Genomic DNA, 21,199 nt, shown 5'->3' with positions numbered 1-21,199 from the left:
ACGTCATGGCCACCCTCCGCACCTCGAACGCCGCGCACGGCGCGCACACCGCGCCGCCGAGTGTTCGCGGGCGCGGGCCTCGCCCCGCGACCCGATTCGGCAGCGATTCCCACCGCCGTTGAAAGGTTTTCGATCATGCGCACAACCACTGCCCAGGCTCCCGCCGATCGCTCGCTCACCATCGGCGACGACACGAGCGCGACGACCACGCCACCGCGACACGGCGACCCGCGCGACGACGTCTTCGCGCACGGTCCGCGCCTGGCCGCCACCGGCATCACCTTCGACGTGATCTCGGTCGACGCGCCTCTCGGCCTGGCGGCCCTGCGGCTGCTGCGCGAGCGCGAGGTGCCCCTCGGCGCGGTGATCCACGACGAACGGTGGGGCCGTATCGGCTACCTCGTTCCACCCCGGACGGACGAACCCGACCCCGACGACGAACCGGGCGGCGGCCCGCGTCGGATCGGGCTCGGTGCCTGGGTCGTGGTGCCCCCCGACGACTCGTACGCCACGGTGACATGGCTGCGACCACCCGCGGCCGCCGGCCACCTCACCCCGACCGGGATCGTGTGGGACGCCCTCCGCGAGGCCGCGACCACCCTCGGCGAAGCGAAACCCCGCACGTAAGGTGCATCCGCCGCCGCGCGCAGGGGACCATTTCCCGCCCGCAACCGATGGGGCGGGCCCGGAACGAAGCACTACGCGAATGGATGGAGTGCCATGTCCTCGACTGATTCCTCTCCCGGCCGGCGATTGTTGCTCACCGGTGGTTCCGTGTTCGACGGTTCGGGGTCCGCGCCCCGGGAGGCCGACGTGGTCGTCGTCGACGGCCGGATCGCCGGGGTCGGCACCGGCCTGGACGGCGACGATGTGATCGACGTCAGCGGCCGGACCGTACTCCCCGGCTTCATCGACTGCCACGTTCACGTCATGCTCAGCGACGTCGACGGCCGGCGGATCCAGCAGACACCCTTCTCGCTGATGTTCTTCGAAGCCGCGCGCAATCTCCGGCTGACCTTGGAAGCCGGGATCACCACCGTCCGCGACGCCGCGGGCGCCGACTACGGGCTCAAGCGAGCGGTCGAGACGGGCCTGATCCCGGGGCCGCGCCTGCTCAACGCGATCTCGATGCTCAGCCAGACCGGCGGGCACGGCGACGGACACCAACTCTCCGGCATCGAGGCGCCGTTCTTCCCGTCCCACCCGGGCGCGCCCTCCGGCCTGATCGACGGCGTGGACCAGGCGCGACACAAGGTCCGGGAACTGGTCCGGGCCCGCGCGGACTGGATCAAGGTCTCGGCATCCGGGGGCGTACTGTCCGAGGACGACCTGCACCACCGCCAGTTCCGCGACGACGAACTCGCCGAGATCGTCGCCGAGGCCGCTGCCGCCGGCCTGGATGTCATGGCCCACGCGCACGCCACCGAGGGCATCAAGGCGGCGGTGCGGCACGGCGCCCGGTCCGTGGAGCACGGCGTCTACCTGGACGACGAGGCCATCGATCTGATGCTGCGTCACGGCACCTGGCTGGTACCCACGCTGGCGGCCCCGCTCGCGGTCGTCGCACGCGCCGAGGCCGATCGCACCGCGCTGCCCGAGGAGATGGTCGCCAAGGCACACGAGCTGGTCGAGGTCCACGCCGCGTCCTTCCGCCGGGCCGTCGACGCCGGGGTGCGCATCGCGATGGGCACCGACACCGGGGTGGGCGTCCACGGCGAGAACCTGGTGGAACTCGACCTCATGGCCAAGGCCGGCATGCCACCGTTCGAGGTGTTGCGCTCGGCCACCGCCGGCGCGGCGCAATTGTTGCGGCTCGACCACGAGATCGGCGCCGTACGGCCGGGACTCGTGGCCGACCTGGTGGTCCTCGACGGGCCACCGGACGACCTGCGCGGGGTGTCCGACCGGATCACCACCGTGCTCCGGGCCGGCCGCGTCGCGCATCGGCGGGCGTCCGGCGCGGCAGCGGATCCGCAGTGAGCCCCGCCGTGTTCCACGGCGTGGTCGGCGATGCGCGTCACACGCCGGTCCACTGAGCCGGGAGCGAACCGGTCGACCCACAGCCCGACGGGGGCGAAGCCGATCCCGCCCCCGTCCCGCGTCACCGCTCGGAGCGCGTCAACCCCGATGCGGCCGCGACGAAGGACTCCGGCCGCTCGGGGACGAGCGGGGACGACGCGCGGGGCCGGCGACGCGTCGCCGGCCCCGCGCACGACCTCCGGCGTGCCTGGGATGACGGATCACCGGCGAAGACGTCCGCGAGAGTCGCCCCGCGAACAACTCCCCCGGGCCCGCCCGTCGGCGCGGCTGTCGGTGCTCAGGTCCACGAGAGCATCACGTGCTTGATCCGCGTGTACGCCTCCAGGCCGTAGAGGGACAGGTCCTTGCCCTCGCCGGTCTGCTTGAAGCCCCCGTGCGGCATCTCGGCCGCGGTCGTGACGTGGGTGTTGACCCAGGTGATGCCGAAGTCGAGCGCACCGGTGACACGCATGGCGCGGCCGACGTCACGTGTCCACACCCCTGCCGCCAGGCCGTGGCGGACGTCGTTGGCCATCTCGATCGCCCCCTCCTCGTCGGTGAAGGTCTGCACGGTCAGCACGGGGCCGAAGATCTCCTCCTGGACGAGTTCGTCGCGCTGGCCGACACCGGTGACGACGGTCGGCGGATAGAAGAAACCGGGCCCCTCCTCCGCCTTCCCGCCGGCGACGACCCGAGCGGTGTCGCCACGGCGCTCGACGAGTTCCCGTACCCGTTCCAACTGGGACCGGCTGATCAGCGGGCTTCGGCCGTCCCGGGCGTTGGCCGGGTCGACCATGGCGAACGCCTGGGCGTACCCGACCAGTTGCCGTACGAGGTCGTCGTGGATGTCGGCGTGCGCCAAGATCCGCGACGGCGCGGTGCAGTCCTGGCCGGCGTTGTAGAAGGCGGCCTCGGTGATCACCTTCGCGCAGGCGGCCACGTCGGCGTCGTCGAACACCAGGACCGGGGCGTTGCCGCCCAGTTCGAGGTGGGTGCGGCGCACGTCGTCGGCGCCCGCACGAACCACCTCGATGCCGGCCCGGGTAGATCCGGTGATCGCCACCATGTTCGCGCTCGGATGGCCGGCGACCAGTTCACCGGTCTTCCGGTCCCCGCAGACGAGGTTCACACAGCCGGGCGGCAGGTGACGTCCGCAGATCTCGGCGAGCAGCAGCGCGCTGGAGGGAGTGACCGCGTCCGGCTTGAAGACGACCGTGTTGCCGGCCGCGACGGCCGGCGCCAACTTCCAGACCGCCGTCATCAGCGGGTAGTTCCACGGCGCGATCGCCGCGATCACGCCGACGGGTTCGCGGCGGATCATGGACGTGTACCCCGACACGTATTCCGCGGCGGCCCGTCCCTCCAACATCCGGGCCGCACCGGCGAAGAACCGGAGCTGGTCGATGATCGGCAGCAGTTCCTCGGTCCGGAAGAGGTCCGTCGGCTTACCGGTGTCCGCGCATTCGACGGCGACGAACTCCTCCGCCCGCTCCTCCATCTCGGCCGCGATCGCCAACAGGGCGGCCTGACGATCGGCGGGGGTGCTGCGCCGCCACGTTGCGAAGGCGGTGAGTGCCGCGTCGAAGGCGGCGTCCACCTCGGCGGCCCGGGAAATCACCGCGGTGCCGTGGGTCTCACCGGTACGCGGGTCGACCAGGGGCTGCCGCCCGGGGCCGTCGCTGCGGGCACCGTTGACGAAGTTGACGACATGCCCGGTCATGCGGGAATCCCGGTGCCGCGGGGGGCGAGGGTTGCCGGTCGCCGGCCGGTTTCCCACAGGAGGATACGTAGCAGTCTCATGATAATCATAAGAATATTATGAAGCCTGGAATCTCGGAGCACCAGCCCTCGCGAGGGCTCACAGCCCGAATCCGGATCCCGGCCCACCGCGTCGACGCCCACCCCGATAGCCTCGGCCGACCCGGAGCCTCGGCCGTCGCATGCTTCGCCGCGGGGAACGCCATGCGTATCGTAAATAACTTATGATCTCCAAACAGGGAGTATCATCGTCGCATGGTGGAGACCCCCGAAAACGACGTGACGAAGTCCGCGCCGAAGCGCACACCCTCGACCGGCTCCGCACGGCCTCAGCGTCGGCATCGGCCGCGCGAGGAGACCCGTGCCCTGCTGCTGGCCGCGGCGGCGGACCTCGCCATCGAGCGAACCCGTCCCGACGCGCCGAGTCCGCACAACCCCCTGGCGGACGTCCGCATGTCCGACGTCCTCGTCGAGGTGAACAGGCGCGACCCCGACGGCAGGAAACTGACGACCGGGGCCTTCTACCAGATCTGGCCGGATCAGGCCGCCTTCCAACTGGAGTTGATGCGCCATGTGATGGACAAGATCGCCACCCCCGGGGCGCGACAGATCGAAGCCCTCGCCTTCCGGTTGGTCGCCGACGGAGAGGCGCCCGAGGAGATCTTCCGTCAGATCAGCGAGGCCGACTTCCGGTGGACGAGCGCGTCACCGGAACTGTTCCTGGCCCTGGGCCTGGGAGCCCTGGCCCCCGTCGACATGGTGCGCGACGCCCAAGCCGGAGCCAACGAACGGTACATCGAGGAGACCGACCACCTGCTGAGCGTCCTCCTGCGCTACGCCCGCCGCCGGCTCCGACCCGACCGCACCATGGAAGACCTCATCTGGGCCGTCGAGGCGTTGTCCGTCGGCTACCTCCTGCGGTCGCGCTCCCATCCCGACATCCCCGACCGCACGGACGACAGCGGCTGGAGTGCCCTGGCGAGCGCCTACTACGGTGTGATCCAGGCATTCAGCGAGCCCATCCCCGACGAGCGGGAGGACTCCGACCCGCCTTCGTGAGAAGGCCCGCGCCCCGCTCCGACCGACATCCGGTGGCACCGGCCCCGCACCACCGCCGTGGATCGCGGCGGAGGGGTCGGCGATGGGGCCGACCCGACTCCCCTCCGGGGGGCGCGATTCGCCCCCCGGTGCCTTCGGGTCGGGACGGCCCACCCCGGTCGAGCGATACCGTCGTCGGACGACACGGCTGACGACCAATCACCACCACTCGCACACACACCCGCCCGGTGGGCGTCAGCGCCATCGATTGTTGCTGCCGTGGTCGCCGTCGAGCCAGCGGGCGAGATCGGCGTGTGCCGTCGTCCGCCGCTCCGCATCGATCTTCTCCGCGTCGGGGTGATCGAGGGTGAATTCGAGTTGCAGCCCGTTCGGGTCCTTGACGTACAGCGACAGGCAGTATCCGTGGTCGATCACATAGGCGTCCTCCTCCGCGTAGCCGGCCGCGGCCAGGCGGCCGCGGATGGCGTCCTGGGTTTCCCGGTCGACCTTGAACGCGATGTGGCGCCAGGCGGTGAAGTGGATGTCGGTCCTGAACTCCTCCTGGTCCTTCGGGTCGGCGAACTGGAAGAAGGCCAACGCACTTCCGTCGGCCAGACCGTAGAAGGTGTGGCTGTAGACGCGCTCGGCCCCGAACAGCACGTCGCTCTCGCTCCACGTGGCCACCAGGGGCAGGCCGATGACGTCCTCGTAGAAGGCCCGATTGGCTTCCTGGTCGTCGGTGATCCAGGCGTGGTGGTGAAGGCGGAGCGGAAGGGTTCGCATCATGGCGATTCATCTCCGGTGACGAGATGGGACAGAGATCGCCGGCGTCGACTGGAGCGCCGGCCCGACGACCAGGTGGTCGCCCGGTCTCGAATTCAGAGTGACACATAGTCGTTGAACCTTCAACTATAGTTTCCTGTACGCCCCGTGCCCACGATCCGACCCGACCCGGGCGGCACCGCCGCCGACCGCACCACCTCGATCCGACGGCACGCGCACCGGGCACCGCGTGCCGGATGCCGGATGCCGGATGCCGGACATCGATCACCCCGCCTGCCGGCGCGTGCGCCGCGTGATCGGCAACGGCAGCACCTCGTCCGGGCGTTCCCGCATTCACAGGTACTTCCGGTTCACGTGCCCTTCCACCACCCGGAGTTCCGGGGGAGGCACCCGACCGAGCCATGCGCGAAGCCGGTGGTCGTGGCGTCGTCGCGGGAGGGTCGGGAAGCCGCGGGCGAGTCGGTCGATCTCGGCGAGACGGCCGCGGCGCTCGCACGGTTCCTTCACCCGGGTGGCCACACCGCCCCAGCGGCCGATCGGGGGGAGCGGCGTCTCACCCGCCGAAGCCCGGCCCGCCGCCGGCTGCGCCCGGATCGGCCCGACCCGATCCCAGGTGGCGCACCACCCGGCCCAGGATGCGATCCGCGGGAACACTGCCGTAGTGTCGGGAGTCGACGCTGTACTCGGGGTTGTCGCCGAGCAGCAACAGGTGTGCCGGCGGCGGGTGTTCGCCGTCGGCACCCGACGCTCGCGGGCCGCCGACGGCGGCGATCCGCTTGACGATCAGTGGACTCGACCGACGGGCCGACCCGTTCGGCGGATCCCACACCACGCTCCCGGGCGGGGCGGGGCGGCCCTCGGCGAGCGCGATCCGCAGTTCGGGGGCCAGGTGCGGTCCGGCCAGGACCACCAGGTCGCCGACGGCCAGACTCTCCGGCGGGACCCGGCGGGCCAGCACCTCGTCCCCCGGTTCGATCGCCGGCTGCATACTCCACCCGACCACCCTCACCCGCAACACCCGCCCTCGCGTCCGGACCAGCAGGAGCACGCCCAGCAGGCCCAGCACGCCCAGCACGCCCAGCACGCCCGATACGCCGAGCACGGCCGGCAAAGCCGGCGTCCCGGGAACGACCCGGCCTCCCACCGTCGAACGGCCCGACGAGCGAGCCCACCGCCGACCCATCGCTTTCACGCCGCCTCCCCCGTCGGTTCCCGATAGCCCGCCGCCTGAAGCGAGAACAACCGCTCGTACAGCCCTCCGGCCGCCATCAGTTCATGGTGGGTGCCGCGTTGCGCGATCCGCCCGTCGTCGAGCACCACCAGTTCGTCGGCCTCCCGCACCGCGCCCAGCCGATGGGAGATCAGCAGGCTGGTCCGGCCACGCCGGTACCGCCGGAGGTCCACGTGGATTCGTGCCTCCGCCTCCGCGTCCAGTCCCGAACTGGGCTCGTCCAGAATCAACAGGTCGCAGTCGGCGCGCAGGTACGCCCGGGCCAGCGCGAGTCGTTGCCACTGTCCGCCGGACAGGGTGACCCCGACGCCCGCCTCCCCGACTCCGCGCGGGTCCGCGAACGTGCGGGACAGGAGCGTGTCGTAGCCGCGAGGCAACGCGGCGACGAAGTCGTGCGCACCCGACTTGCGGGCCGCGGCCTCGATCCGATCGGTACGGTCCGCCCGGGTGAGGTCGCCCATGGCGATGTTGTCGAGGGCCGTGAGTTCGTACTCCATGTAGTCCTGGAACACCGCGCCGATCCGGGTCCGCAGCGCGACCGGATCCAGGTCGCGCAGGTCGACCCCGTCCCACAGGATCTGCCCCTGGTCGGGGTCGTACATCCGGCAGAGCAGTTTGATCAGCGTGCTCTTGCCGGCGCCGTTGCGGCCGACCACGGCCAGGGCTCGGCCCGCCGGGATGGTGAGGTTCAACCCCCTCAGTGCCCAAGGGTGTTCGGACGAATAGCGGAACCAGACATCACGGAACTCGATCCCGGAACGAAGTTCGCCCACCGGCAGCGGGGCAGCGGCGACCGGCAGGTCCGGCGCACAGGCCATGACGTCCGTGTAGTGCCGGAAGAGCAGCAACTGCTGGTGGGTACGGGCGGTTTCGCGCGCGATCGCGACCATCGCTGTCTGTACGCCGGTGATCGCCGCGATCAACAGGGTCACCTCACCCGGCGTGATCCGCCCGGCGGCGGCGGCGTACGCCGCCCAGATCAGCGCACCGCCCGCGGTCAGCGCGGTGGTGGCGCCGGCCCCGCTCTGGAGCAGCACCTCGCGGCGATCCAGCGTGTTCTGCGCGGCGTTGGCCGTGCCACGCTCGGTGCGCATACGTTCGCGGAGGTGGGACCCGGTGCCGAAGATCCGGATCTCCTTCGCCGCCCGCACATCGGTGAGCAGCCCGCGATAGAAGATCTCCCGGCGCTGGATCGGGCCGATCCGCCAGAACATGTGCGCCCGGCGCTTGGCCAGCCACAGTTCGGCGGCCAGCGCGACCCCGCCCGAGGCGAGCACCAGGATCGGCATCCAGGCGGACAGGTAGAACATCGAGCCGAGGAAGCCGACGGCGGTGAAGGCCGAGCCGACCACGGACAACGTTCCGGTGACCACCGCGCCCGGGGTGGCGCCGCCGGATTGGAGGGCCAGGCGCATTCGGTCCAGGAACGCCGGGTCCTCGAAGCGGGCCAGGCCGACGAACCGTTCGGTGACCGCGAACAGCCGGTCCTGGGCGAGCAGTCCGACCCGGCGTTCGCTCTCCCGCTGGGCGTACTGGACCACGTGCGGGGCAAGCCCGGCCAGCAGACCCACGCCGGCCAGGCCGAGCGCGACGGCCAGGATCGACGACTGGGCCGCGCCGCCGCGCACCACACGATTCAGGAAGGCCAGGGTCAACCAGGCGGTCGCCAGCGGGACGGCGGCGTAGGACAGAGTCAGTACGACGGCCAGCGCGGTCAGGCCCCGACCGGCGGCCCAGGTCAGCCGCAGGGCGTGCGGGATCCGGCGTAGGCCGTTCATGCCCGAGCCGAGAGTGCCCTGGTCACACTCTCCAGGCGCAGGCCGGACGCGCGCACCGTCGCGTGCTCGTCCAGGATCGCGAACGCCGGGTATCCGGTGACCCCCAGCGCGGTGGCGACCGTGCCCTCCCGGCCCTCCAGGACCACCCGGGCGACCGGTTCCAGGCGAGCCAGCTCCTCGGCCACATCGTCCCGATTTCCGACCATCACGGCCAGCACCCGGTCCCGACCGCCAGGGAACGTCTCGGCATACGCCACGAATCCCGGGAGCCGTTCCGCGCATTCCGGGCAGCCCTGCCCGAACGTGGCGACCAGCGTGGGGCCCTCGTTCAGGACCGCCTCGGAGATCGCGGCGCCGTCGAGGGTGACGGCCCGGAACGGTGCCACGCGTTCACCGGGCGCGCGCATCACGATCGGCCCGGTCTGCGAGCGCGCCGATCCGGCCGAACCGTTTTCCCGCAGGCGGCGGACGAGTCCGGCAGTGATGACCAGGTTGAACACACTCAGCACCCCGAAGAGCACCAGGAGCGTAACGACGTATGGCATGGCCCAACTTCCTCTCGGACTTGTCGAACTTCTCGGGTTGCGCGGGATCGGGACGCAGGGCGGGGCGAACGGGCGTGGGCGCGCGGGTGCGTGGGCGCGCGGGTGCGGGCGTTCCGCGGGCGGGGCGAGGTGCGTGGGTGGGGGTGTACGGGTGGGCGTACGGGTGTGGGCATGCGCCCAACGCGGATCAGGCGCGGAACAGATCCACCACGTCGTCGGTGAGCGCCACCAAACCGGCCGCGACCGCCCCCGCGGCGATCGACGTTGCCGTCCCCGGCCCCCACGTGTCGGCACCGGCCGGCCCGGCGGCCAGTCCGACCGCGGCACACGCCGTCAACACCACGTTGCGCACCACATGTGCCGGTCCCACCGGGGTGGTGGAGGCCCCGAAGCAGCCGCAGGACACCCGCCGGCCGCGCCGGATCGCCGACCAGAGGGCGACGGTGAACGCCACCGAGAGCAGCAGGGCGACCCCGAGACCGAGCGACACGGTCCGGGTCCAGGCGAGCAGGACGACCACCGTCGCCTCGCCCGCCACCACCACGACCGCGGTGGTCCGTGCGGGCAGTCGGGGCACCAATCCGCGTACGGATCCCACGAACTCCGCGAACCCGCCGGGCGCACGCAACTTCGCACCCAGCGAAAGGACGAACACCAACCCGAGGAACACCCGGGTCGCCACGAGGAGTTGGTTCACGAGCACTGCTCCTGATCCGGATGATCGGTCACGGCGAACGGACGCCCGCGCGTCCGGGCGGGCAATTCCCGTACGCCCGGGGGGATGGCCCAGGGGCACCCCGACAGCTGCCGAAGTGCCCCTGGACCGAAGGGTGTCAGCCGGTCAGCAGCCCGTGCCGCACAGGGACACCGAGGTGTAGCTGTCCCCGTTGTCGCAGACGTGGTGGTAGGTCCGACGCTGCCACCAGAACGTGCAGCCGGTGGGGCTACACCAGGAGTTGTCCACCCAGCAGTTGGCGGCGGCCGTTTCGCGCGGGGCGACAAGCGCGATCAGCTTGTCGCCCGCGTTCGAGATCGCGGTGATCATGGTTCTCCTTTTCGATTCCGAAGCGAAACCCGTTACTCCGGGCGATCCGCCCGAACCTGGGTTCCTGCCCCAGACACTGCCGGCGGTTCGACGACTGGGGACCCTCACACATATGGGGTGGCTCCGCACCACGACCGCCTGCTAACACCATGCGAACCACCGGGCGCCGAGGCCGCCGCGACAAGTACTTCCGGTTCACCGCAATGAGCAACTCCGCGACGGGACAACCCACTTGTGTCAGGCACCCTTGCCGCCGGAGGCGGACGCCGAGTTCGCGGCGGCAGGAGTGTCGGGTGCGCCCGACGCGTCGAGGGCCCAGGGCAGGCGGGGCGGGTCGCCGCGATGGCGTTGTTCGCGGTGGGCACGAGGAGTCGGTCGTGGCCCGGGCGCCCCGTCCGCGAGCACGAAATCGCGGACATCCCGGCCGCGCGGGGCACGGTCGGGCATGGCGGTAGCGGCTCCGGCGTGCCGTCGCGGTCGAGCCGCCTCCCGCCGTCAGGCCGTGGCGCGATCGGGGAGCAGGCGGGCGCGGAGGAAGGCGAGGACTTCGTCGCGGGCTCGCACGGTGGGGTGGCCTTCCTCGTCGACGAGGTGCGCGGTGACCACGCTGTGCGGGGTCCGGATCAGGTCGCGGAAGAACGGCGGTGGTTCGGGGTTCGCGTGCTCGCCGGGGAGGACACGCCCGTCGAAGCGGTCGCCGAGGAGTTGCGCGTAGGCGGCGAAGCGTTGGCCGGTACACCACTTGTCGTTGTCGAAGCGCAGTCCGAGTGCGGTGAGTTCGTCGCGCTCGAAGCGCTCGCGGATGGCGGTCGCGTCCTCGGGCGACAGCTCAAGTGCGGCCGGGTCGTCCAGTGGCAGTGACGGTTGGCCGAGGACCGGGGCGACGACGGCCGGTTCCAGCGTCATGCTCAGCGCGAAGTTGCCGGTGAAGCACATCCCCACCGCGCCGACGCCCGGTCCGCCGCACTCGGCGTGCGCGGTCCTGGCCAGCGCGCGCAGCCACACCGTCACCGGGCTCGTGCCGCCGCCCGCGAACGCCCTGAACTCCTTGCTGACACAGGCCCGTTTGAGGATCGGCTCGGCGAGCTCGACGGTGGGATACGCCCCGTCGACGCCGAAGAGCGACGGCATGTAGACGGTGAACCCCGCATCGCGTACCCACCCGGCGAAGCGCACCACGTCGGGGCTGATGCCCGGCATCTCGGGCATCACGACCACCGCAGGCCCGTTCCCGGCCACGTGGACGGTCTTCTCGGCGCCGGACAGCGAGAGCACACGTTTCGCGAAACCGTCCAGCCCGACGCCGCCGTCGACACCCATGATCCGCGCCTCCACTATGCGATCGATCGGTCGTAATTATCCCGCACGCTACACGACCGATCGATCGCATACAATCGGCACATGGCCCCGGACACCTCCGACCCCACCGCGGATTCCCGCACGCCCCGCGCCGACGGCCGCCGCGCCCGCGGCGACCGGACCCGGCACGAAGTCGCCCGACAGGCCGCCATGTCCGCGACGGTGTACGGGCTGGACGCCATCACCGTCGGCGCGCTCGCCGCCCGAACCGGGCACAGCAAGAGCGGGATCCTCACGGTGTTCGCCAACCGGGAAGCCATCCAGATCGCCGCCGTCGCCGAGGCCCGCGCCCTGTACCTGCGGCACGTCGTCGAGCCGTCGTGGCCCGCCGCCCCGGGACGGCCCCGGCTCCGCGCCCTGCTCGACAACTGGGTCGCCTACCTGCGCGACGGCGTCTTCCCCGGCGGGTGTTTCATCACCACGACCTCGGTCGAATACGGCCGCCGCGAAGGCCCCGTCGCCGACGCGGTCCGCGACCTCGCCCGCGAGTGGCTGCACCTGCTGGAATCCGAACTGTCCGCCGCCGACAGCCCCTCCCCGGCCGACGACGCCTTCCGCATCGACGCCTACCTACGCGCCGCCAACACCCGCTACCAACTCTTCGGCGACGACACCGATCTGGACCGCGCCAAACGCCTATCCCTGAACATCCTCGGCACCTGACCCCGCCCCCGAAGACCCTGTCTCCTACTCAACCGACCGCGGCTCCACGAACACGCGGGCCCGGACCCCACACATTCGCCTCGCGGCGTGGTGTGCGGGCCGTGGCCCCGCGGCGGACGACGTGGAACGGCCCCGCTACCGCCCCCTGGGGTGCGGTTCGGGGCCGTTCCCGTGCGTCGCGCGGACCTCCGGAGGAGGGGAAGGCCGGTTGCCCGCGGACGGGTTCAGGTCGACTCGCCGCACCGGATCAGGTCCGCGACGGCCTCCACCGGCCGGCCGAACAACAGGTCCACGGTCTCCCGCGGTTGCGGGGCGACGTCCTCGCGCGGCAACCCCGGGACGAGGTCGTCGAGGCCGACCTGTCGGCCGGGGGTGCGGAGTCCTTCCGGGCGCACCGGGACGAACGCACACATGTTCGCGTCCTGTGCTCGGTTGATCGGTTCGAGCGCGGGGTCCGGCGGGGCCTGCAGGGCGGGTTCGAGACGGCAGTACATCGCACGGTGTTCCTCGTCGAAGCGCACCGCGGCCTCCCGGACATCACGGCCCGGCGGGTGACACGTTCGCCGTTGGCGAATGCCCGGATCACCCACATCAGGGGCACCTCCCCAAGACCAACGGACCGGGAACGGTACTCCGCCCCCGCGCAGAGCGGAAGGGGGTGGGCGGGGATTCACCGGTCGACTCGGCGCCGTCGCCGGGACGGATGCGGGCTTCTCTTCCCACCGGAGGCAGATACCTTGGCGCCTTGCACGTGCTCGAAACTACGCTGACGGCCTCATGGAACAGATCCCCGAGAGCGTTGACCGCGACATCCTGGCGCGCCGGATCATCCCCGCGCTCAAGGCGATCGGAGAAGCGTCGGGCTGCACGCTTCACGAGGCACTCGACGTCTTCGTTCGACGGTACGAGGAACTTCGCCACGACCGTCCGGACGACTTCCGCCTCCGCCGGGCCGGCGGCATGATCCCCGGTCGTGACCTCGCCGCGCGTCGGCAGGGCCAGCTCGTGGCCGATCGTGTGCTGGAATCGGCGGCGTACGCGTCGCCGCGCGGGATCGGGTGTGGAGTGATGTCGTCGCCCGGGTCGGGCAGCCGTCGGTACTGCTCGGCGGGACGAACCCCTCGTACGGCAAGACGCCGGACAGCCCATGGTGTTCTTCCACCTGCGGACGGCACCGACGACGGGGCCGCACAGTCCATGCCGCCACGGCGACGGCCCGTTCGGCACCGCCTTCACGTTCGCTCCGGAGGGGCATCGTCGCGGACCTGCTCCCCCACGCTCGACGCTCTCGGAGTACGTGCCGCCGGGAGCCGGGACGCCCTGCCCGCCTGGACGCCGCGACGGCGGCAAGGTGCGGTTCCCGTCCGGGCTTTCGGGCACGCTGGTTCCATGCTCGTCGGCCGACCCCAGGCCCGTCGGCCGCGTCCCGTGGCGGAAACCCGACTCCACGCGGTGGAGGCGTCCGTCGCGGCGCACCGACGCCGTGATCTGCGAACACATTGCGGTCGGCAGGGCGAGGCCCGATCCCACGCGGCGGGCAGGCGCCGGCCGCCTGTGCGCCGAACACCCGTACCGCCCAGGGCCCGCGCGCCCATTCCGGGCCGGTCAACCGGGTCGGAAACCCGGGGCCGTCGTCGTCCACCCGGAAGGTACAGCACGGCCTGTACCAGCACACGCGGCGGAAGCCTCGGGTCGTCGGGGCCCATGCCGAAGTACGGCGCCGGGCGCTTTCGGACGGCCCCGTGGCCGTCATCGACGATTCCGATCCGATCCACATCCGAGCGGGAATCCGCAGCACCTTCCGCGTGCGCATCCTGCCGCAACACCGTCACATCCAGCACGGCTGACGAAGACCGGAACGTCTCCGGTGCCCCCTGAGAACCGTGCCGTCCGACCCGATCAGGATCCCCGACGGACTCCGGCTCTCACGGTTCGCGGTCATAGATGTCGAGCGCGTCGGTGACGTCCGATCCGTCCACCCAGAACGTGCCCGTGTTGCCGTACTTGTCGTTGGCGACGATCTTCATCGGCCAGTACTCCCTCCACACGGGCATCGGCCCGTTCGGGATGTGCCATCCGCCGCCGGCGGTGGAGTGCACCCAGGTGAAGCACAGGTATCGCTCGGGATGCTCCCGGTCGTAGATCGTCGCGTAGTCGCACCACGCGTTCACGGCGGGGAAGTTGACGATCTGACCCCTGCTGTGTCCGTCCTGCGGGGAGTAATAGGCGGAATCGTGCGGCTCGCGGAACCAGACATACGCGCCGTAGAAGTTGTCACGCCCACCGTCGGGGGTGATGTCGTATGCGAAGAACCCGTCGTAACCGGCGTCGGTGTAGCAGCGACTCGCCGAGAAGGAGACGAAGTCGTTCTCGTCGGCTTTCAGGGACAGGTAGTAGTTCCAGGCCTGCGTCGTCACATTCCCCGCGGTGTCGCCGTTGGCGGTGGGGGTGCGTGAGCAGTCCCAGTCGATGTCCTCCCGCCCATGGGACAGGGGTGCCCTCGGGGTGAGGGTGACCTTGCCGTGGTACATCCCGTTCAGGGAGCTTTTGACGACATCGCCGGAGTCGGTCCTGACCTGCACGCCGATCGACTTCGGGTCTGCCTCGGGCGAGCAATACACATAGAGCGTGACGCGCTGGGTCCCGTCGTCGTCCGTCGAGGCCTTGGTGTGCCCGCTCGACGCGCCGGGGGTCGCGGTGAACTCGTTCGCTACGTCGGTGTAGGACCAGCTCGCGTAGCTCTTCCAAGGAAGCTTCGACTCGTCGGCGTAGTCGACGAGCCACAGGTTCGCCAGCAGGTGTTCCGGGTCGATCCGGATGGGCTGCGCGTTCTCGTCGATCGGCTCGACAGCGATCGTCACGCCGATCCTGTTGCGCCCGTTCGCGTAGATGTCGCAACTCCGGTCGCCGTTCTGGAGTGTCACCGAAAGGTTCGACACGGCCGTCCACGTCGACATTCTTCTCCCTTGTTCCCGAGTGATGGGTGCGGTACGTGGGCGGGCGTCAGCGTGCCGCAGGGCCGGGGCCGGGGCCGGGGCCCGGGGGCGTCAGGCGTACGGCGCGTGGGCGAGTGTCGGTTCCGGTGCCTCGCGGTCGGGGTCGTACGCTCCCGGGCCCACGTCCACCACCGCGTTGCCGTGGTAGGTGACGATGTGGTCGTAGTCGACGGTGGCGGTCTCGGGTCGTGCCGAAACATTCAGGATCGCGCCGGGTTCCGGTCCCGCCGACATCCACACGACGAGATCGCCCATGTCCGCTCCGACTCCCTTTTGCTGCCGACGATTTCGATCACCACCCATTCAGCACGAACATCGAACGCTTCCGCACTGCCGATCCGGCCAACCTTCCCCGGATTTCGGCCGCGATCGACCCGCCCCTCGGACCTGCGGCACAGACTCGCCGGCCGGGGTTTCGTCGCCGACTTCGAAACGATCGACGCGTTCGGTCCCTACCGACAACAGCGAGGCGCCTTCCGCAGGCACAGGACCGACGTCCGGCCCGTCGCTACGACGTCCTCGCGTACTTCGTCGACACGATCGGTCCGACCGGCGGTCGAACTCGTCGCGCACCCTCGAAGAGCGGGGCCCGGACGTCCGGTTGATGCCGAGCAGGGACGTCGACTCGACGGACCCGGGCTTCTTCCCGGACGCACAGCGAGCGGGCGACACCCTCGTCACCTGCGCGCTCTTCGGCAGCCCCACCGCGCGGGCCTACGTCGTGCGGGACGGCATTGCGGGCGACGCCGGGGAGCGGATCTGACGCACTCCGATTTCGATCGCGGCTGCGAGCCGAGGTGATCCGTTGTGGACGGTGTCGCGAACGGGGCGAAGAACCGAGGCGTTCAGCAGTTGCCCGTGAATCCTCGCGAGTTCCGTTTCAACGTCTCGATCGACGACGCGATCCCGACCTCCTCGATCACGGTGTCGGCAAAGGCTTGGGACGGCCGGCTGTCGTCGCGTCCGCAACGAGGTCGCCCGCTGCCTCGACGACGTCGAGGAAGTGTCGGAAGACCGGCCATGGCAGCGTCCATGCCCCGTGGGCCGTGAACGTCGCCCGGTCGGCCGTCGCGGCGACGAACGGACCGTCCGCCGGCCGAACATCGGGGATTCGCACCTCGATCGAGTTGTTCCCGGACGTCCGAGGAGCGACCTCGTACAGCTCGTGACACCAGGCATCCCGGTCACCGGTGCGGTACGAGTTCACCGCGAATCGCCGGTCGGCGAACTGCCATGTGTCGTTGGACGAGGTCGGGGTGCCGACATTCGAGGTTGCCCCGGGGCCGTGGGTGACGTCGCCGGAGCCCTCGATCAGATCCACGAAGCGCAGGAGGACCGGCCATGGGGTCCGTCCATCGTGGATCACCGTCCGGATGTGCTCGGCCCGCTTCGGGGTGAAGGGACCGTCGTCCGGCGTGGCGTCGGGAATGAGCACGACGAGATACGGTCCCGTCCCGGGCGCGCCGGAGATGCCCGCCAACTCGTACCGCCAAGCGTCGTCCGGCAGGCTGTATCCCGACTCCACCTCATAGAGCAGGCCGTCGTGAGCCCAGACGTTCATGAGGGCATGATCCCAGGAGGCCACGGCTGTCGGGCACTTCGGTGACCCGGCGTGCGCCCGGGGCCTGTGCCGATCGACCGGCCGCTCCTGTGGCCCGAGGACGTGGCTGATTGAATCCGGTCATGACGGATCGATCGCAGGTCGGCGGCTCTTCGTTGAACCATCGAGGGTGAAGCCGTGACGTGGTTCCGGGCAGCATGACCGGACGCTCCGCAGTAGTGGTTGTCGAGAGGCCCGTGGACGAGAGGAGACGGCGAGTGGACCCGGAGCGCAGGGCTCGTGTCGAAGCAGCGGCGCGAACGGCGCGTGCGGAGTTGGGGGCGTCTCCGGACCCCGAGGACTTGCAGCGGTATCTGTTCGGAAGCGGTGTTCATGGGGCGGACGCCGTTCTGGTGACCATGCAGGTCTTGGAAGTCGGCCTGCGCGAAGCGAATGCGGCGTTCTTCGGCAGCCCGCTTCGAAAGGCCGAACGCGACTTTCAGAACTCCTTCGTCGATACGCTCGACCTGGTGGCGGAGACCGACCGGAAGCAGCGGCAACTGTGCTCCGAGCATCAGGTGCCCTGGTCGCCGCCGGTCCTCGGGTCCATCGTCGGGGTCGCCCGCGACGTCGGAGCGGGCGGATGGCCGATCAACGGGCTCCGACACCCCATCGAGGGGACGACCTGCGGCTGGTATCTCTGGGCCGGCGAAGGCGAGATGGATCAAGACCCCGACTACTTTCAGCCGGTGCATGTAGATCACTTGTTCGACAGATGTCCCCGGGTACTTCCCTATCTGGGTCTGCCTCCCGGTTGGCGGTTCCTCATCGCTCCCGGCCATTCGGACGTCTGGCACGATCCCGAGTTGCTGACCATCGATCATCATCGACCCCCCGAATGAACCCCCGAGTCGGGCGCGGACCCGCATAGGGATCATCAGGGCCACCGGGACAGGGAGACACCCGACAAACAAGGCCGATTCCGCCACGAACCCGACGGGACCCTCTGATGGGAACCCCCGCCGGGACGCCGGGACGAGTCGTCGGGACGAGTCGTCGGGGCACTGTGCCCCGACGACTCGCTCCGGACAGCCGCCCGAGGGTATGACCACCCACACGGTCCGCATGGGGATATCCGCGACACCCCCCGGCCCGCGTTGAGCACACCGCGAACCACAATCGCCCCCGTCATCTCATCGACCCCATCGCTGCCATGGGGCATTCCTGGTATAGGCATCGACACGTCGCACGCGATCGTGAATGCCTGCGACGTTGCCGAAATTGATCATTTGTGCGTGAAAGGAGGCGGGACATCGCCAGGGTGTCGGGTGTTCTCGCGATTAGTGATCCAAGGGTGCCGCACGGTCGATGGCCACGTCTTGGGGGAAATGATCACGCCACACCTGACGGCCGAGCCGTTCCGGACAAGTCGATTCGATGAAATAGCGCGCCCGTTCGGAGTACGATTTCATGCGTTCGTCGGGAGGCAGCTTCGACCGCAAGAGGCGGGCATGATCACGATCTCGATTCCGCACACGACCGATCCATCGGTCCAACCATTCGTCGCGGGAAGCGGAGGGCGGTGTCACGCGACTGCGGCCGACCACGACGGCTTGACTCTCTTCGAGAATGAAACCCGCGCATGACCTTTCGCTTTACACGGTCCCGTCTTCGCCCCGGCCGTGACGACGAATCCGCCGGCATCGGCGGGGAAGGTGAAACGTCCGATCGGGCGTTGGCCCCGGTCGCACCGACGCAGGCCGCACCCGAGTGGCCGAGCATTCACGCGAGCGGTGGAAGCGTGGCGGCGGGGAACAACGTGAAAACGGTCGTCACCGGAAACCACAACGTGATGCACGTGAACTCGCCTGTGCTGGTGGCCATGACGGCCCTGGTGGCCATGGGAATTGTCGCTGTCATCGTCTTCGTGGCCGTGCGGGAGAATGACACCGGCTCGGGCAACCGGACTCGAGGCGCAGGACCGCTCGTCCCCGGCCCGGAGAAGCCGCCTGCCGCCACGGTCCCGTCGATCCTCCCGAGTGATGACGGTCCGGGTGCACAACCCCCCACCACGAGCCCGCCGGGCGTGGGCGTCGCGGACACACCACCGCTGACCGCGAGCGTGGACTACGCACCGGACCCGAACAAGTGCCACGGCTGGTCGTTCCCCGGCAAAAGCCCTCGAGACATCCCGGTTCCCCCGGGAGAGCCGACGGCCGAGTGGGCCCACGGACTCGGTGGCATCGACCACGGCACCACGCCCATCGTGGTGACCGTCGAGGGGAGGCGCGACTACAACGTCACTCTTCGGGCCATCCGCGTGATCGAACGGCAGGAGAGCAAACTGGCCCCGGGCACCAACGTGGTTCTCCGACTCGGCTGTGGTTCAGGATTACCCATCAGCCCCCGGATGGTAATCGACTTTGCCGATGCAAATCCACGCGTCAGGCAGGAAGGCGGCGAAGAATTCAGTTACAAAGTCGCCGGGAACGACACTCAAAGATTCGGAATCGAGGCACAAAGCCCGGTAATAAATTGGCGGGCATGCGATTGCGTTATCGCCTGGAAACTCGCACTGGATTGGACCTATCAGGGCAAACAAGGGACATTGATCATCGACGACCAGGGGGCTCCGTTTCGCACCGGCGGCAATAATTCAACAGAATATCCCAGTCTAATTAAATCCGGTGCGGTCTGGGAGTAGCATCGCATGGCCTCCTCGTGGTTCATCGGCACCCGGGTCGAGACCATCTGCCAGGACAACACCGAGACGAGGAACGCGGCACGGGCGATGCCACACGCCGACGCGCACATCCGAAACACCGGCCCTTGAGCCGACTCTTCCGTGGCCCGGAGAACTCTCCGCCGACCGGCCCCCTATACGGCGATGACCGCAGTTCTCGATCGGTGGTCGGAGCATCCCGGAGGACCGGGCGGCCATTCCTTCCGAGCCATCGATGGCAGAAGACCATCATCCATACCCGGTCCTCCCGGACCGCCGACCATTCTCAGGGAAGGCCATGCATCGAAAGCTCATACTGCTGATCTGCGCGTTACCAATCGCCGGAGGGTGCGACAACTCGTCGCTGGAGAAAACGACCGCCGCGAAAACGCCCACCTCGAGCGCAACCTCCGCGCCGCAGCAGCCGAGCGCACCCACACCGCCCCCCACCCTCGGCCTGCCCCCGTCGCCGACCACCACCTCCGCGTCACCGACCCGCAGGGCCGCCCCGTCGCCGATCGCCACCACGCCCTCCAAGAGGAGCAGTACTCCGGCCGGCGGCAACACCCGGCCCACCGGAACCCAGGGTCTGGACTGCGGCGGGCTCCTCGGCAGCGGCACCTTCACCGACCCCCACCGGCTCGGCGTGGTCGACGGTCACGTGTCCGCCAAGGGCTGCGGGCCGCTCACCTCCGGCTCCCCGTTCAACACTCGATACTTCTCCTTCAAGCTGACCGCCACACCGGGCGCGAACGCGCATGCCGGGGCGTCCTTCACCCTGGTCAGGGGCGCGATCAGCCCGGTCTACCCGGCGATCGTGCAGCCCAACGGATTCATCCTCAAGCACAGCCTGGGCTCCGGCTACTGGACCGGGACCGAACCCGGCTTCACCGGCCGCTACCAGATCATCGCCGATCTGTCTCCGGGCACCTACATCCTCCGCGTCGAAAAACTCGACTCCCCCCTGCGCTCCATCACGACGCCGTCCTACGACATCGAAGTCGACTCCGGTCCCTCCTGAGAACCCCTCCCGGGCCGCATTCCCCTTCGGACCGACCGGGACCCGACACATCCGGGTCGGGCTCGGGCCGTGTCGGGTGGCTCAGTGTCGGGGGTCGGCTGTCCAGGCGTCGAGGAGAAGCCGGGTGTGGTCGGCGAGTTGGGGCGGTGTCAGGGGGGTGCCCGTCTCCAGGAGGACGGCGACGACGGGGCCGGCGAGTTGGGCGGCGGCCAGGGGCGGGGCGGGCATGGCGGGGGCGTGTGGGCGCACACGGGCGAGTACGGCCGAGGTGGCGGTGCCGACGAGGTCGGCGGCGCGGACCAGATCGCGCACCGCGGTGTCGTGTTGCGCCTCGCCCAGCAGCGCCCGGTAGGCCAGGCCGGCCGGCGAGGCGGTGAGGAAGTCGGTCAGCGCCGCGAGGAAGGCGAGGAGTTCGTCGGCGGGACCGGCCTGCGGCTCGACGGCCAACTCGTGGGCGGCGTCGGACGTGCTCGCCTCCAGCAGGATCTCGGCCTTGGTGGACCACCACCGGTAGACGGTCTGGCGCCCGACTCCGGCGCGCTCGGCGATGCCCTTCATGGTCATCGCCGCGTACCCCTGTTCGACGAGCATGTCGTCGACGGCGTGGAGAACGGCGATCCGCGCCGCTTCGCTGCGGGGGCGTCCCGGTGTGACCGGACCGTGCGCTGTGGGTGGCATGGGACGAGTCTATCAAGACACGG

Annotated in this window: 22 protein-coding genes; 9 read left to right on the top strand and 13 right to left on the bottom strand. The window is 69.8% G+C overall.

What is annotated here, in order from left to right:
* Positions 1–135 precede the first annotated feature (135 nt).
* Entirely contained in the window at positions 136–627 is a 492-nt protein-coding gene (locus EMA17_RS18330) for a hypothetical protein (RefSeq protein WP_126638129.1), read from the top strand.
* A gap of 93 nt (positions 628–720) precedes the next feature.
* Positions 721–1,980, top strand: coding sequence for a metal-dependent hydrolase family protein (locus tag EMA17_RS18325; RefSeq protein WP_126638128.1), 1,260 nt, complete (start codon positions 721–723; stop codon positions 1,978–1,980).
* Positions 1,981–2,317: 337 nt separating this feature from the next.
* On the opposite strand, the gene EMA17_RS18320 is transcribed toward EMA17_RS18325, so the two are convergent.
* Positions 2,318–3,739: an aminobutyraldehyde dehydrogenase gene (locus EMA17_RS18320; RefSeq protein ID WP_126638127.1), complete on the bottom strand. Its 1,422-nt coding sequence runs from the start codon at positions 3,737–3,739 to the stop codon at positions 2,318–2,320.
* Between the two features lie 293 nt (positions 3,740–4,032).
* On the opposite strand from EMA17_RS18320, the gene EMA17_RS18315 reads away from it, so the two are divergent.
* Positions 4,033–4,836, top strand: a complete 804-nt coding sequence (locus EMA17_RS18315) for a hypothetical protein (RefSeq protein WP_126638126.1) — start codon at positions 4,033–4,035, stop codon at positions 4,834–4,836.
* Between the two features lie 234 nt (positions 4,837–5,070).
* Here the strand turns inward: EMA17_RS18315 and EMA17_RS18310 are convergent, their stop codons facing one another.
* The 7 genes from EMA17_RS18310 to EMA17_RS18280 all read right to left on the bottom strand — a co-directional run bounded on the left by EMA17_RS18310 (position 5,071) and on the right by EMA17_RS18280 (position 11,517).
* Entirely contained in the window at positions 5,071–5,601 is a 531-nt protein-coding gene (locus tag EMA17_RS18310) for a VOC family protein (protein ID WP_126638125.1), read from the bottom strand.
* A gap of 550 nt (positions 5,602–6,151) precedes the next feature.
* Positions 6,152–6,700 (bottom strand): S26 family signal peptidase, encoded by a 549-nt coding sequence (locus tag EMA17_RS18305; protein WP_246126761.1) that lies wholly within the window; start codon positions 6,698–6,700, stop codon positions 6,152–6,154.
* Between the two features lie 86 nt (positions 6,701–6,786).
* Positions 6,787–8,607, bottom strand: a complete 1,821-nt coding sequence (locus EMA17_RS18300) for an ABC transporter ATP-binding protein (protein WP_126638124.1) — start codon at positions 8,605–8,607, stop codon at positions 6,787–6,789.
* A complete protein-coding gene (locus tag EMA17_RS18295; RefSeq protein ID WP_126638123.1) occupies positions 8,604–9,152 on the bottom strand; it encodes a TlpA family protein disulfide reductase in 549 nt (182 codons plus the stop codon). Before EMA17_RS18295 ends, EMA17_RS18300 begins: the two co-directional genes overlap by 4 nt.
* Before the next feature lie 187 nt (positions 9,153–9,339).
* Positions 9,340–9,849 (bottom strand): MauE/DoxX family redox-associated membrane protein, encoded by a 510-nt coding sequence (locus EMA17_RS18290; RefSeq protein WP_160161449.1) that lies wholly within the window; start codon positions 9,847–9,849, stop codon positions 9,340–9,342.
* Between the two features lie 144 nt (positions 9,850–9,993).
* Positions 9,994–10,197 (bottom strand): hypothetical protein, encoded by a 204-nt coding sequence (locus EMA17_RS18285; RefSeq protein WP_126638121.1) that lies wholly within the window; start codon positions 10,195–10,197, stop codon positions 9,994–9,996.
* Positions 10,198–10,692: 495 nt separating this feature from the next.
* On the bottom strand, positions 10,693–11,517 hold the full coding sequence (locus tag EMA17_RS18280) for a dienelactone hydrolase family protein (RefSeq protein ID WP_126638120.1): 825 nt from the start codon (positions 11,515–11,517) through the stop codon (positions 10,693–10,695).
* Positions 11,518–11,598: 81 nt separating this feature from the next.
* Between EMA17_RS18280 and EMA17_RS18275 the strand changes: the two genes are divergently transcribed.
* Positions 11,599–12,219 (top strand): TetR/AcrR family transcriptional regulator, encoded by a 621-nt coding sequence (locus EMA17_RS18275; protein ID WP_126638119.1) that lies wholly within the window; start codon positions 11,599–11,601, stop codon positions 12,217–12,219.
* A 224-nt stretch (positions 12,220–12,443) separates the two neighbouring features.
* On the opposite strand, the gene EMA17_RS18270 is transcribed toward EMA17_RS18275, so the two are convergent.
* From EMA17_RS18270 to EMA17_RS18255, 3 genes are all read right to left on the bottom strand, one after another.
* On the bottom strand, positions 12,444–12,740 hold the full coding sequence (locus tag EMA17_RS18270; protein ID WP_126638118.1) for a hypothetical protein: 297 nt from the start codon (positions 12,738–12,740) through the stop codon (positions 12,444–12,446).
* 1,404 nt (positions 12,741–14,144) lie between these two features.
* Positions 14,145–15,080 carry a hypothetical protein gene (locus EMA17_RS18260; RefSeq protein ID WP_126638116.1) on the bottom strand — a complete coding sequence of 312 codons (936 nt, stop codon included), beginning with the start codon at positions 15,078–15,080 and terminating at the stop codon, positions 14,145–14,147.
* 186 nt (positions 15,081–15,266) lie between these two features.
* The gene (locus EMA17_RS18255; RefSeq protein WP_126638115.1) at positions 15,267–15,470 is read right to left on the bottom strand and encodes a hypothetical protein; all 204 of its coding nucleotides are present in this window, start codon (positions 15,468–15,470) and stop codon (positions 15,267–15,269) included.
* A gap of 349 nt (positions 15,471–15,819) precedes the next feature.
* Here EMA17_RS18255 and EMA17_RS51825 point away from each other — a divergent pair, with 349 nt between their 5' ends.
* Positions 15,820–15,978, top strand: a complete 159-nt coding sequence (locus EMA17_RS51825; protein WP_160161448.1) for a hypothetical protein — start codon at positions 15,820–15,822, stop codon at positions 15,976–15,978.
* Between the two features lie 156 nt (positions 15,979–16,134).
* On the opposite strand, the gene EMA17_RS18250 is transcribed toward EMA17_RS51825, so the two are convergent.
* Entirely contained in the window at positions 16,135–16,776 is a 642-nt protein-coding gene (locus EMA17_RS18250) for a hypothetical protein (RefSeq protein ID WP_126638114.1), read from the bottom strand.
* A 257-nt stretch (positions 16,777–17,033) separates the two neighbouring features.
* Here EMA17_RS18250 and EMA17_RS53340 point away from each other — a divergent pair, with 257 nt between their 5' ends.
* The 4 genes from EMA17_RS53340 to EMA17_RS18230 all read left to right on the top strand — a co-directional run bounded on the left by EMA17_RS53340 (position 17,034) and on the right by EMA17_RS18230 (position 20,498).
* Positions 17,034–17,657 (top strand): immunity protein Imm33 domain-containing protein, encoded by a 624-nt coding sequence (locus tag EMA17_RS53340; protein ID WP_218042899.1) that lies wholly within the window; start codon positions 17,034–17,036, stop codon positions 17,655–17,657.
* Positions 17,658–18,397: 740 nt separating this feature from the next.
* Complete coding sequence (locus EMA17_RS18240; protein WP_126638113.1) at positions 18,398–19,459, top strand: hypothetical protein; 1,062 nt, start codon at positions 18,398–18,400, stop codon at positions 19,457–19,459.
* Positions 19,460–19,465: 6 nt separating this feature from the next.
* On the top strand, positions 19,466–19,588 hold the full coding sequence (locus EMA17_RS55375; RefSeq protein ID WP_281290517.1) for a hypothetical protein: 123 nt from the start codon (positions 19,466–19,468) through the stop codon (positions 19,586–19,588).
* Between the two features lie 187 nt (positions 19,589–19,775).
* Entirely contained in the window at positions 19,776–20,498 is a 723-nt protein-coding gene (locus tag EMA17_RS18230; protein ID WP_126638112.1) for a superantigen-like protein SSL4, read from the top strand.
* 81 nt (positions 20,499–20,579) lie between these two features.
* Here the strand turns inward: EMA17_RS18230 and EMA17_RS18225 are convergent, their stop codons facing one another.
* Entirely contained in the window at positions 20,580–21,176 is a 597-nt protein-coding gene (locus EMA17_RS18225) for a TetR/AcrR family transcriptional regulator (RefSeq protein WP_126638111.1), read from the bottom strand.
* Positions 21,177–21,199 lie beyond the last annotated feature (23 nt).

This window comes from Embleya hyalina (assembly GCF_003967355.1).
GTDB classification, from domain to species: domain Bacteria; phylum Actinomycetota; class Actinomycetes; order Streptomycetales; family Streptomycetaceae; genus Embleya; species Embleya hyalina.
The sequence above is the reverse complement of the archived record's forward strand: the minus strand, read 5'-3'. Positions and strand labels throughout refer to the sequence as shown.